A 13,027-nucleotide genomic window follows, 5' to 3' on the forward strand; every position below is an offset into this window, starting at 1 on the left:
GCCTCGGCGCCGGTCTGTGCGTGTCCGGCGGTCGGGGCGGGCGGTGTGTCGGGGCCGGGGGCGGAGCCGCGGGGGTTAGCGTGATCGACATGGCGGGGCGATACGGCGAGGACGTGTTGGCGGGAGACTGGCGGAGACGGAAGGTCACCCCCGAGGTGGACGCCGAACCCGATCTCGTGGTGGAGGACGCCGACTCCGGGTTCTGCGGGGCGGTGGTGGGTTTCGAGGCCGGCGCCGTGGTCCTGGAGGATCGGCATGGCCGGCGACGCAACTTCCCGCTACTGCCGGCGGCGTTCCTGCTCGACGGCCGCCCGGTGACGCTGCGCCGCCCGAGCCGCGCGCCGGTGCCGGCGGCCCGTCGACGGACGGCATCCGGTTCGGTGGCGGTGGACAACGTCCGCGCCCAGGTGGCGAAGGCCAGCCGGATCTGGGTGGAGGGCATCCACGACGCCGCGCTGGTCGAGCGGATCTGGGGCGACGACCTGCGGATCGAGGGTGTGGTCGTGGAGCCGTTGGACGGCATCGACGCCCTCGACGCCGAGGTACGCGGCTTCGACCCCGGTCCGACCCGACGCCTCGGCGTGCTCGTCGACCACCTGGTGCCGGGCAGCAAGGAGAGCCGGATCGTCGCCCGGGTGAACTCGCCGTACGTGCTGGTGACCGGCCATCCCTACGTGGACGTCTGGCAGGCGGTGAAGCCGGCGGCGCTGGGCATCGCGGCGTGGCCGGTGGTGCCGCCGGGGCAGCCGTGGAAGGAGGGGGTCTGCGCGGCCCTCGGGGTGGCCGAGCCGGCGGCGATGTGGCGGCACATCCTCTCCCGGGTGGGCAGCTTCGCCGACGTGGAGACGCCCCTGATCAACGCGATGGAACGCCTGATCGACTTCGTCACCGAACCGGTGGGCTGACCGGGCCGGGCCCCGGCGTGCCCTCGGTCACCAGCGCGCGGACCAGCCGGGTGACGACCGCCTCCGGGTCGGTCACGTCGCCGGTGAGCAGCAGGTGGTGCACCGTCCCCACGATGGCGAGCGCGACGGCGCCGCTGTCGGTGCCGAGGGGCAGCCGCCCGAGCTGTCGCTCCCGGTCGAGGTAGTCGCTGATGGAGGTGGTCACCTCGGGGAGCCCGGGGGCGCCCTCGGACATCACGGCTTCGACCCGGGCGCGCAGGGTGGGGCGGGCGATGACCAGGTTCGCGATGCCCAGCGTGCGAGGCTCGAACAGGGTGAGCCCGGCGCGCGTCAGATTGCCCACCACGTCACCCGTGCCCGCCAGTGGCGGGAGGGCCGCGGCCAGCTCGGCCTGCTCGCGGAAGCGTCGCACGATCAACGCGGTGAGGAACCCCTCCAGGTCGCCGAAATGGCTGTGCAGGAGCCCGGTGGCGCAGTTCGCCTCGCGGGTGATCGCCCGTCCGGTGAGGGCTTGTGGCCCGTCTCGCAGCAGTACCCGCTCGGCGGCGTCGAAGAGCTGTTCACGCAGCTCGGGGTTGGCGATTCCGCGGGGCACGCCGGCAGCCTAACCCAGTCGGGTGAACCGTTACCCATGTGGGCGTGCCCCGCTTGACAGGTATGAACACTCGCTCATAGCCTGATGAGCGCTCGTTCATTCTACCCGAGGGGCTCACCCGTGCAGCAGACCTTCCACCTGGTCATCGCGATCCTCGGCCTCGTCGCCCTGCTCGTCTTCGGCGCTTTCCAGGTCGTCCGTCGGCGTCGCAACGGAGGAACAGGCGGCACGCGTGGCTCGGGGACCAAGCCGTGACGGTGCGGGACGATCAGCCGGGCGTCGCCCCGACCAGCGCGGCGACGCCCGCTGGGCCGGACGCCACCCGCCCGACCCCGTGGACCGTCCTGGTCGTCCTGGCCTGCGCGCAGGCCATGGTCGCGCTGGACGTCACAGTGGTCAACGTCGCGCTTCCCGCCATCGACGCGGATCTGCGTTTCGGCCTGGGGGACGTGCAGTGGGTGGTCTCCGTCTACGTGCTGGCTACCGGCGGTCTGCTCCTCCTGGGGGGCCGGTTGGCGGATCTGTTCGGCGCCCGACGGGTGTTCCTGGCCGGGCTGATCCTGTTCACCGCGGCGTCGGCGGTGAGCGGCCTGAGTAACACCTCGGCGCTGCTCGTCGCGTCCCGGGCGTTGCAGGGCGTGGGCGCGGCGCTGCTCTCTCCGGCGGCCCTGTCCATCATTGCGCTCGTCTACGACGGTGGGCGGCGGGCCAAGGCGCTCGGCGCATGGGGCGCGATTGCCAGTGGCGGAGCCGCGGCCGGGCTCCTGGTGGGCGGCGCGCTGACCACCTGGCTCGATTGGCGCTGGGCGTTCTTCATCAACCTGCCCGTCGGGCTGTTGGTCCTGATCCTGGTGCCACGACTGATCTCCCGGTCTCCCCGCGTCGCCGCCGCCGGGCAGCTCGACCTGATCGGCGCCGTCGTCGGCACCGCCGCGTTCGCGGTCACCATCTACGGCATCAGTGACGCCGACCGACACGGCTGGGGCGCCCCGCGCACCGTGCTCCTGCTCGCCGTGGGAGTCGCGCTGCTCGGTGTCTTCGCCGGGGTCGAACGACACGTCCGACGCCCGCTCGTGCCGCCGGCGCTCTGGCGGCAACGGAGCCTCGCGGCCAGCACCGTCGGCATCTTCGGCGCCACCATCACCCTGGTCGGCGCCCTGTTCCTCGGCGCGTTCATGTTGCAGACGACGCTGCGGGCCTCCGCCCTGGAGACCGGCTTCGCGCTGCTCCCGATGGTGTTGGCGATCGCCCTGGCGGCGCACCTCGGGGGCGCGCTGCTCGGGCATCTCGGCCCCCGGTGGGCCAGCGCGTCGGGCCTCGCGGTGGCGGCGGTCGGCGCCCTGCTGCTGAGCCGCGCCTCGACACCGGTCAGCTATCCGGCCGACATCCTTCCCGGGCTCGTACTGCTCGGTTTCGGCCTGGGGCTCAGCTTCGTCGTCTTCTCGGTCACCGCGTTGTCGGGCATCGAGGGCGACCGGGCGGGCAGTGCGTCGGGTCTCTACATGACCTCACACGACATCGGTGGCGCCTTCGGCGTGGCCATCCTGTCGTCCGCCGCGGGTGCCGTCTCGGGCGGCAGCCTGATGGTCCTGGCGGGTCAGCAGCGGGGCTTCCTGGTGGCGGCGGGCGTGACGGCCGGCTTCGCGATCGCCGCGGCGCTGACCATGCCGGCCGGCCGCCCCGTGGCCGGATCCGCGGCGGGTCTACACGGCGGGCACGGCTTCACACTGCACGGTTGATCCAGAGAGGCGTGGCACGAAGCGATGAGCACAGTGCATGGCGACGGCACCACCGAGGCCGGCAACGGGATCCGGTGCGTCCGACTCAGCAAACGTTTCGGCGACGTCGTCGCCGTCGACGACCTGTCGTTCGACGCCCCGATGGGCGCGGTCACCGGTTTCGTGGGGGCCAACGGCGCGGGCAAGACCACGACGATGCGGATGCTTCTGGGCCTGGTGCAGCCGACGTCGGGTGAGGCGCTGATCGACGGCCGGTGGCTGCGGGACATTCCGAACCCGCGGCTGACGGTCGGCACCGTCCTGGACAGCCCCGGCGCCCACCCGGGTCACACGGCCCGGGCGTACCTCGGCATCCTGGCCCGTGCCGGCGGGGTCCCTCAGCGCCGGATCGGTGAGGTGCTGGAAATGGTCGGCCTGGCGGACTCGGCGCAGCGTCGGGTCGGCGCGTTCTCGCTGGGGATGAAGCAGCGCCTGTCTCTCGCGGCCGGGCTGCTCGGGGATCCGCGGATCATCATGCTGGACGAGCCGACAAAGGGCCTGGACCCGCCCGGGATGCTGTGGCTGCGCGGGCTGTTGCGCGACCTCGCCGCGGAGGGACGCTGCGTCTTCCTTTCGAGCCACCATCTGGCCGAGCTCGACGCGATCGCCGATCACGTGGTGGTGCTACACAAGGGGCGGTTGATCGCCAAGGGCGGCCTGAGCGAGCTGATGAGCCGGCGGGGCCAGGCGGTCGTGGTCCGCACCGCCCACAACGGCATCCTCGAACAGTTGATCCGCGGTCGGGGCGGCAGCAGCAGCGTGGATCCGGACGGCGGGCTGCGGGTGGTCGGGCTGACCGCTCCCGAGGTCGGCGAGCTTGCCCTGGCCGGCGGCGTCGCGGTGCATCACCTCAGTGCGGAGCGGGCGGAGCTGGAGGACGTTTTCCTCGAGCTGACCGCGTCGGCCGAGGAGAAGTCCCTGGAGCGTGTCCGGTGAACCGTCTGCTCGGCAGTGAGCTCAGAAAGCTCTGGGCGACGCCCACGATCTGGTGGCTGCTCGTCGGCACGACGCTGCTGGCCATCGCCTCCACCATCGGGGCGATAGTGCTGGCCAACGCCAGAGACGTCTCCCTGGTCAGCGAGGAGGCCCTCCGGGGGGACCTGCACTCGGTGGGCAGCGGTTCGATCCTTGTCGCGATCGCCGGGATCATCGGCATGGCGGGCGAGTTCCGGTTCGGGCAGGCCGACCAGACATTCGTCTCCGAACCGCGGCGCGGGGTCGTGCTGGCCGCCAAGCTGCTGCTCTACACAGTGCTCGGGGCTGTCTTCGGGGTGATCGCGGGCGCTGCCACGCTGGGCACCATGTGGGTCGCCATCAGCAGCGAGGGGCTCACGCTCCAGCTCGGCCAGTCGTTCATCTGGACGACCCTCGGTGGGGCGGTCGCCTCGGCAGCGCTGTTCGGGGCACTCGGGGTGTGCCTCGGGGCTGCCACCAGGAACCAGGTCGTCGCGATCGTGGCCGCCCTGGCCTGGCTGATCGTCTTCGAGCCGATCGTCTTCGAGGCCTCCACCACGGTCGGCCGTTGGCTACCGGGCGCGGCGGCGCAGTCCCTGCGGCGCATCCCGCAGGACGGACTGCTCTCCATGGACACCGGAGCTGCGGTCTTCGGTGGGTGGATTGTATTGATCTTCGTCTTCGCATATTTGAGAAATTCTCGCTCGGATATTGTCTGAAATCTGCTGTTGCGGCCGAGGTCTCGCGGGTTGTTGCCACCCGTGGGCCTCGGCTTTTTTGGCAGGCGGACGAGACTGATTTGCGACCTGTCCCAAGGGGTGAAATGCGCGCACGTCCAGCGCGGCGGGTGAGTGCCGAAATTCGTCCGGTTTGCCCCGGCGTTGGGCGGCTCGCAATTGCAAAGTATTTGCATTAAGGTTGTTGACCTCTTGTTTACAGGTCTCACTTCTTGACGCCGGATTGAATGCTCTGGCAATCTGGTGCGGACAAGTGATCCTCGGGGGAGGAGATCCAGCGATGGACAAGGATCATCATCAAAATCTCTGCCGCTCGTACGGGCCGCGCGCAGGTCGCGCTGTCGAGGCGGGCCGCCTGAGCTGGTTCCGGCACGTCTGTGAGCTGCTGGTTCAGCCTTAATTGCAGTCCAGTTCCCGCTGCTGCTCCACGTGTCAGCGCGCGACGGGGACGGGTGCGGCTCGTGACAGTTGCCGCTCGTCATTCATTGATCGGACGACCGGCACCCTTTCCGGACGCAGCCTGCTGATTGTCGCCAGTGAGCGACGGTGACCCGTATGTCCTCACTGGATGCTGCAATAATCATGGGGGAATCGTGTCTACTTCCGGCAGTCGGGGGTGCGATGTTTTCGCGCTCGCCAAAATTGGCCAACGCGTTGCGGAAAGTCCGGACAAGCCGGCACTTGTCATGCTTGCCGATGGCGAGGATGAGGTTGCCCGACTGAGCTACGCGGAATTGGACGAGCGCTCTCGCGATTTCGCCCGGTACCTGCAGGAACAACACATGCGCGGCGAGCGAGTGCTGATCATGTTGCCGCAGGGTGTCGAATACGTCATCGCATTTCTCGGCTGTCTCTACGCTGGCGCGATCGCCGTTCCGGTATTTCCTCCGAGCGGCAGTCGCAACGGCGAGCGGGTGAGTTCCGTCGTCGCGGACTGCCAGCCCGCGCTGGCGGTGGTCACCGCCCGCCAGGAAGCGGCGATCCGCCGACAGCTTCCCGAATCCTGCCGGACCCTCGTCCCCGCGAACGTGCTCGCCGAGGGGCTGCCGCCGCTGAAACCGGTGGAGCCGGCCGCGGACGACGTCGCCTACCTGCAGTACACCTCCGGATCGACCTCGGCCCCACGGGGGGTGATGGTCACCCAGGACGCCCTGGCGCAGCAGATGCGGCTCCTCGCCCGCGCCTGGCGGCTGTCGAACGACGAGGTGGTGGTGTCCTGGCTGCCCATGTTCCACGACTTCGGGTTGGTGGCCGCGACGATGTACTCGCTGGTCTCCGGGGCGACGAACGTGATGATGGCACCGGTCGCCTTCGTCCAGCACCCGTTCCGGTGGCTCGACGCGATCAGCCGCTACCGCGCCGCCGTGACCTTCGGACCCAACTTCGCCCTCGACATGTCCTGCGACCGAGTCGATGACGACTCGCTCCGGACGCTGGATCTCACCAGCCTCCGTCTGATTGTCGTCGGTGCCGAGCCCGTGCGGCCCCGCTCCCTGCGGCGCTTCACCGCGCGGTTCGGCGCGGCGGGGTTTCGCGCCAACAGCTTCAACATCGGGTACGGCCTGGCCGAGGCGACCCTCGCGGTCGCGCTCTCGCCGGCGGGGCAGGAGCCGACGGTCACCCGGTTCGACCCGGTCGAGCTGGGCCGCGGGCGGTTGGTCGAGGCGCCCGACGCCGGCGAGGCCCGGGAGTTGCCCGACAACGGGGACGGGCTGCTCGACACCGAGCTGTTGATCGTCGACCCGGACACCCTCCAACGCTGCCCGGACGGGCGGATCGGCGAGATCTGGGTGGCCGGGCGGACGGTGGCCGCCGGGTACTGGCAACGCCCCGACGAGACGGAGGCCGTCTTCGGCGGTCAGCTCGCCGACGGGCGTGGGCGCTACCTGCGCACCGGTGACCTCGGTGCTCGGCTGGGCGGGCGCACGTACGTCACGGGCCGGCGCAAGGACGTCATCATCATCCGGGGCGTCAACCACTACCCCCAGGATCTCGAACTCACCGCCGCCGACGCGCACCCGGCCGTCGCCACCGACCGGGTGGTCGCCTTCGCCGTCGAGATCGACGGCGAGGAACGGCTCGCTCTGGTCGGTGAACTCACCCGGGCGACCTGGACGACCGCGGACCCGGACGAGGTGTTCACCCGACTCCAGCGGGCCGTGGTCGAGGCACACGACATCAGCGTCGACGTGATGGTGCTCCTGCGACCCGGTCAGCTGCCCCTGACCTCCAGCGGCAAGGTGCGGCGGCGGGAGTGTCGGCGGCAATACCTCGCCGGTGAGCTCACCGGGGTGCGCGCGACCTGGCAGACCCGGGAGGCCGAGCCCGCCGTTGCCGGGCCGGCCGCGGGGCGGACCGGCCGTGGCCGGGCCGACATCGTCGGGTGGCTGGTGCGTTGGATCGCCGCGGCGCGCCGGACCGACCCCGTCACCATCTCCGTGGACGAGCCCTTCGGCGGTCTCGGCCTCGACTCGGCCACCCTGGTCCGCCTCTCCGGCGAACTCGGCGTTGAACTCGGCATCCGGCTCTCCCCCCAGGACCTCTACGACCACCCCACCGTCGCGCGCCTGGCCGGCGCGCTCACCTCGGAATCCGCTCCGCCGGCGGTCGCCTCGTCCCGGTCCGGATCGACCGAGCCGGCCGACGCCACCTCGGTCGCCGTGATCGGAATGGCCTGCCGGGTGCCCGGGGCCGACTCGATCGAGGAGTTGTGGGAGCTGCTGGCCGGCGGTCAGCACGCCATCCGTGCCGTGCCCGCCGAGCGTTCGGCGCTGGGTTACCGCTTCGACGAGGGGACCGTCGTCCACGGCGGATTCATCGACGGCGTCGACGCGTTCGATCCGATCTTCTTCGGCATCTCCCGGACCGAGGCCGACCGGATGGACCCGCAGCAGCGGGTGCTGCTCGGGGTGGTCTGGCGGGCACTGGAGGACGCCGGAATACCGACGGATTCCCTGGCCGGCAGCCGAACGGGTGTCTTCGTCGGCATCAGCGGCACCGACTACCGGCAGCTCCAGACGCGGGCCGGCACCGGCGCGACGGCGTACGACGGCACCGGAAACGCGCTGACTGTCGCCGCCAACCGAATCTCGCACCTGCTCGACCTGCGCGGGCCGAGCCAGGCGGTGGACACCGCGTGCTCCTCGTCCCTGGTCGCCCTGCACGCCGCCAGCGCGAGTCTGCGCCGGGGCGAGAGTGACATCGCCATCGTCGGCGGGGTCAACCTCCTGCTCGACCCCGCCCTGACGACGGGCTTCACCGCCGCGGGGATGTTGTCTCCCGAGGGCCTCTGTCGGACCTTCGACGCCGCTGCCGACGGGTACGTCCGCGGTGAGGGCTGCGCCGTCGTGGTGGTGCGCCGGACCACCGACGCGGTCCGGGCCAACGACCGGATCCGAGCGTTGGTCCGCGGCTCAGCCGTCAACTCCGACGGCCGCAGCAGCACCCTCACCGCACCGAACGGACCCGCCCAGGAGGCGGTGCTGCGCGCAGCCCTGACCGACGCCGGGATCAGCCCGGGGCAGGTCGGCTACGTCGAGGCGCACGGCACCGGCACGCCCCTCGGCGACCCGATCGAGATGGGGGCGATCCGGGCGGTGTACGGCGGTCCCGCGTCCCAGCCGCTTCTGGTGGGATCGGTCAAGACGAACATCGGTCACCTGGAGGCCGCGGCCGGGGTGGTCGGCCTGGTGAAGACCGTGCTCTCCCTGGAGCGCGGGCTGGTGCCGCCGTCCCTGCACTTCACCCGACTCAACCCGTACATCGACCTGGCGGGGTCGCGGTGCTCCGTCGTGACCGAGTCGACCCGGTGGCCGGGCGACCCGGCGCAGCGTGTCGCGGCGGTGAGTTCCTTCGGCTTCGGCGGCACCAACGCCCACGTGGTGCTCTCCGCGGCACCCCGCCGGGCGCCCGTCTCGCCGGTCGGCGACGGGCAGAGCTGGTCGGTGCTTCCGGTCTCCGCGAAGACGCGGGACGCCCTGCGGCAGTCCGCGCGAAGGTACGCGGAACTGCTCACCGACCCCGGTCCTGGCCGGACACTCGCCGATGTCGCCCACGTCGCCGGGACCCGCCGGACCCGGTACCCGCACCGACTGGCCGTGCTGGCCCGCACCGCGGGGGAGGCCGCCGACGCGCTCACACGTTTCGTCGACTCCGGCACGGACCCCCTCAGCGGCGTCGCCCCGTCGGTCCCGCCGCCGGTCGCCTTCGTCTTCACCGGTCAGGGATCGCAGTACGCCGGCATGGCCGCTGCCTGGTACTTCCGCTACGCGGCGTTCCGGGCGGCGCTGGACCAGAGCGACGCGGTGGTCCGGGCCGAACTCGGGGTGTCCCTGCTACCCACCCTCTGCGACGTGCCCGGGGACCGGGTGGACCTGGCCGAGACCTTGTACGCCCAACCCGCCGTCTTCGCCGTCGATCACGCGCTCGCCAGCCTCTGGCAGTCCTGCGGAGTGCATCCGAGCGCGGTGCTGGGGCACAGCCTCGGCGAGTACGTGGCGGCGTGTGTGGCCGGTGTGCTGGACCTGTCGGACGCGCTTCGGCTGGTCATCGCTCGGGCCCGCTGGATGCAGATGGCGCCGCCCGGGGCGATGCACGCCGTGCACGGCAGCCCGGAGACGCTGGCGCCCCTGCTGAAGGAGCTGGCGGACACCGACGAGGTGTCGCTGGCGGCGTACAACGGCCCCGAGGACGTCGTCGTGTCCGGTGAGCCCGGTCGCCTGGCCGAGTTGGCCGCCGACTGGTCCCGTCGGGGGGTCCGGCTCACCCGGCTCACCGGCAACCGGGCGTTCCACTCGCCGCTCATGGCGGCGGGCGCCGAGGAGTTCGCGGAGACGGCGCTGCGGGTCACCTACCAGCCGCCGCGAATACCGCTGGTCGCCAACCTGACCGGTCAGCTGACGGCAGAGGTGAGCGCCGAGGCCCTGGTCCGGCACGCACTGTCCCCGGTGCGGTTCGGCGACGGGCTGGCGACGCTGGCCGGGCTCGGCTGCCGGGTGGTGGTGGAGTGCGGCAGCCGCCCGGCGCTGAGTCCGCTTGTGGAACGGGCGATGCCGGACGCCACCTGCCTGCCCAGCCTGCACCAGGGCGACGTCGACGACCAGCGGTTCCAGCGTGGGCTGGCGTACTGGTACGCGCACGGCGGCGACGTGGACTGGACCGGGCTGCGCCAGGCGCGTCTCGGCCCCGACACCCCTGAACCCGCTCCGGTGGACCTGCCCGGCCACCCGTTCTCTCCCGGTCGGCACTGGTTCACCACGCAACGCCCGGAGCATCATCCGTTGCTCGGCCGCCCCGTCGAGTTGGCGGGGACCCGGCAACGTCGGTTCGCGGCGACGCTGCACCCGGAGGCGGTGCTCTCCCTGGGCCAGCACCGGCTGCCCGGAGGGCCGGTGCTGCCCGCCGCGGCGATGGTCGAATGGGCCCGGTCCGCGCTCGAGGCGTGTGGCGGAACCACGTCCTGGCGCCTCGACGAGGTGGAGTTCGTCGCCGTCCGGTCGGTCCCCGAGGGGCATCCGGTCGAGTTGCAGGCGACGGTGGAGCCGACGTCCGACGGCTACACGGTCCGCTGCTTCGGTCGCGGCGAGGGCGAGGACAGCTGGACGGAGCATTGCAGGTTGCGGGCCGCCCCCTTGCTCGGACCCGTCGCCGACGGGGCCGCCCCGGACCACCGGGGCGCACCGTGGCCGGAGCAGGACGTCGCCGCCCTCTATGCCCGGCTGGACCAGGCGGGCCTGAGCTATGGACCTGACTACCGGGCCCTGCGCCGCCTCTGGCGACACGGGGACGAGGCGCTCGGCCTGGTCGAGCTGGCGCCGTCGGTGGTGGACGACGGGTACGGCCTGCACCCCATCCTGCTGGACGCCTGCCTGCACGTCGCCGGCGCGTTCGTCGGGCCGGACACACCGCTGATGCTGCCGGTCGCGATCCAACGACTGGACGTGTCCGGCCGGCTGCCCGCCGCGGTCTGGTGCCGGGCCCGCTGGCACGGTGTCGACGACGGTGGAGACGCCCGCGTCGACCTCACCGTGCGGCACCCGGACGGGACGGTCCTCGTGACGGTCTCCGGCCTGGTGCTGCGGCCGGTCAGCGAGCGGCCCGGCGGGCGGGTCCCCGAGCGGTACGACATCACCTGGCAGCCCGTCGCGTCGGTGGACGGGAAGACCAGCCTCGCCCCGGTGCCCGTCAACGCCGAGGTCGCGGCGGCTTCCGGCACCTGGCTGGTCGCCGGTGTCGATGCCGACATCGTCCGTACCTGGGGCACGCAGCTGCGCTCCCTGGGCGGCGACGCCACGGGCCTGGTTTTGAACGCCGAGGGTCGCGCCCGCCTCGACGGCGAGCCGGCGGACGAGGCGACGGCCAGCGCGGTGTCGCGACTTGCCGAACGGGTCCGTGCACGCCAGGGCCGGGTAGCTGGCGTGATCCTGCACGCGGACGGCGCCGACCTGCCCGGTGACGAGCCGGAGCGGACCGAGGAGTTGGCCGACCGCACGTTCCTCTTCGTCCGGGCAGTCCTCACCGAGTTGGCCGCAGACCAGCCGCGGCTGGTGCTCTGCTCGGTCGGCGCAACCGGCCCCAGCGGTCCGGTCGCCCCCGACCTGCCGGGCACGGCGGTCGCCGCCCTGGCTCGGTCCGTCGCCGTGGAGTACCCCGACCTGGCCTGTGTCCACGTGGACCTCCCGCCGGCCGGGCCGGTACCTGCCGTGACGACAGTGCTGTCCCTGCTGGGCGACGGCGAATCCGGGCACCTCGCCCTGCGGGAGGGCTGCTGGTACCGAGCCGCCCTGGTCCGTTCCCCCCTGCCCGACGGCCCGCCCGCCAGGCTGCGGGTCGACGCCACGTACCTGATCATCGGCGGGTTGGGCGGGCTCGGCCTCGCCGCGGCCGGTCGATTCGCCTCGTGGGGCGCGCGGTGTCTGGTGCTTGCCGGGCGGACGCTGCCCGCCACGGTGCCGGCGGAGGTGGAGCGGCTCCGGCGCGCCGGGGTACGGGTCGAGCTGCGTCGACTGGACGTCGCGGACGGGCCGGCCGTGGTGGCGCTGCTCGACGAGGTGCGGCGGGCACTGCCCCCGGTCCGTGGCGTCCTGCACGCGGCCGGTTCGACGGCGGACGCGCTGCTGCCGGACATGGAGGCGGATCGCTTCCACTCGGTGCTGCCGGCCAAGGTGCGGGGGGCCTGGAACCTGCACCTCGCGACCACCGAGGACCCGCTGGACCTCTTCGTGACGTTCTCCTCGTTCGCCGCCGTGACCGGCTCGGTCGGGCAGGCCAACTATGTCGTCGCGAACGCGTTCCTCGACGGCCTCGCCCGCTGGCGCCACGCCCGTGGCCTTCCCGCCCTCAGCATCGGCTGGGGGCCGTGGCGGGAGCGGGGGCTTGCCGCCCGTGCCGACGTGCTGGCGGGCCTGGGTCACCGGGGGATCGGCGCACTCGACGACGCTGACGCGCTCCGGGCGCTCGATGCGCTGCTCGGTGCGGCGGACACCCCGACGGTGGCGGTGGCCTCGGTCGACTGGTCACGCTTCGTCGATGCGACCGGCCATCCCGGCCGTGACACCCTGCTGGCCGGGCTGGTGCCGGCCGCCTCCGCGACCCCCACCGGGCCGGAGCCCCGCGGGCCCGACACGGCCGCCGTGGTCCGCCGGCGGCTCGCCCAGTTGGCCGTCGAGCAGCCCGGTGCGGCCCGGGAGGCCGTGCTGGCCGCGCTCCTCGACCTGGTCGCCGAGCTGGTCGGCATGAGCGAACGGGACCGCGCCGACCTTCGGCCCACGTTTCCCGCCACCCGACTGAACTCCCTTGGGCTGGACTCGCTGATGGCCGTCCGACTGCGCAACCGCCTCCGAGCGGATTTCGCCACGGATGTGCCACCCCGACTGCTGCTGGGTGGCGGATCCGTGGCGGAGGTCGTCGGCCTGATCTGTCGGCAGATCGTCGTACGCCACGTGATGGCGCTGGCCGACGAGCCGGTCGGCGCGGAGGACGGCGACGTCGAGGTGCTGACCCTCTGATCGCGACCCCACCACCACAAGACCGGCCCCACCCCTACTGCGAGGAGTTGCC

7 protein-coding genes are annotated in these 13,027 nt (G+C 72.1%); 6 read left to right on the forward strand and 1 reads right to left on the reverse strand.

Annotated elements, in window-relative coordinates; translation table 11 throughout:
• The first annotated feature begins 89 nt into the window (after positions 1 to 89).
• A complete protein-coding gene (locus ABZU25_RS17915) occupies positions 90 to 905 on the forward strand; it encodes a DUF3097 domain-containing protein (RefSeq protein ID WP_355030448.1) in 816 nt (271 codons plus the stop codon).
• Here ABZU25_RS17915 and ABZU25_RS17920 read toward each other — a convergent pair.
• Positions 886 to 1,500 (reverse strand): TetR/AcrR family transcriptional regulator, encoded by a 615-nt coding sequence (locus ABZU25_RS17920; protein WP_355030449.1) that lies wholly within the window; start codon positions 1,498 to 1,500, stop codon positions 886 to 888. The two genes, ABZU25_RS17915 and ABZU25_RS17920, sit on opposite strands and share 20 nt — an antisense overlap.
• 84 nt (positions 1,501 to 1,584) lie before the next feature.
• Between ABZU25_RS17920 and ABZU25_RS17925 the strand changes: the two genes are divergently transcribed.
• The 5 genes from ABZU25_RS17925 to ABZU25_RS17945 all read left to right on the forward strand — a co-directional run bounded on the left by ABZU25_RS17925 (position 1,585) and on the right by ABZU25_RS17945 (position 12,975).
• Entirely contained in the window at positions 1,585 to 1,755 is a 171-nt protein-coding gene (locus ABZU25_RS17925; RefSeq protein WP_355030450.1) for a hypothetical protein, read from the forward strand.
• On the forward strand, positions 1,752 to 3,239 hold the full coding sequence (locus ABZU25_RS17930; RefSeq protein ID WP_355030451.1) for an MFS transporter: 1,488 nt from the start codon (positions 1,752 to 1,754) through the stop codon (positions 3,237 to 3,239). The genes ABZU25_RS17925 and ABZU25_RS17930 overlap by 4 nt, the downstream gene beginning before the upstream one ends.
• Before the next feature lie 24 nt (positions 3,240 to 3,263).
• On the forward strand, positions 3,264 to 4,214 hold the full coding sequence (locus ABZU25_RS17935; protein WP_355030452.1) for an ATP-binding cassette domain-containing protein: 951 nt from the start codon (positions 3,264 to 3,266) through the stop codon (positions 4,212 to 4,214).
• A complete protein-coding gene (locus ABZU25_RS17940) occupies positions 4,211 to 4,951 on the forward strand; it encodes a hypothetical protein (protein ID WP_355030453.1) in 741 nt (246 codons plus the stop codon). The genes ABZU25_RS17935 and ABZU25_RS17940 overlap by 4 nt, the downstream gene beginning before the upstream one ends.
• Before the next feature lie 611 nt (positions 4,952 to 5,562).
• Entirely contained in the window at positions 5,563 to 12,975 is a 7,413-nt protein-coding gene (locus tag ABZU25_RS17945; RefSeq protein WP_355030454.1) for an SDR family NAD(P)-dependent oxidoreductase, read from the forward strand.
• Positions 12,976 to 13,027 lie beyond the last annotated feature (52 nt).

The organism is Micromonospora sp. NPDC005215, assembly GCF_040607915.1.
Classification (GTDB): Bacteria; Actinomycetota; Actinomycetes; order Mycobacteriales; family Micromonosporaceae; genus Micromonospora.

Excerpts from the sequence above, each read along its gene's own strand:
- ABZU25_RS17935 (WP_355030452.1), top strand. The coding sequence starts at position 3,264 with ATGAGCACAGTGCATGGCGACGGCACCACCGAGGCCGGCAACGGGATC.
- ABZU25_RS17925 (WP_355030450.1), top strand. The coding sequence starts at position 1,585 with ATGAGCGCTCGTTCATTCTACCCGAGGGGCTCACCCGTGCAGCAGACC.
- ABZU25_RS17915 (WP_355030448.1), top strand. The coding sequence starts at position 90 with ATGGCGGGGCGATACGGCGAGGACGTGTTGGCGGGAGACTGGCGGAGA.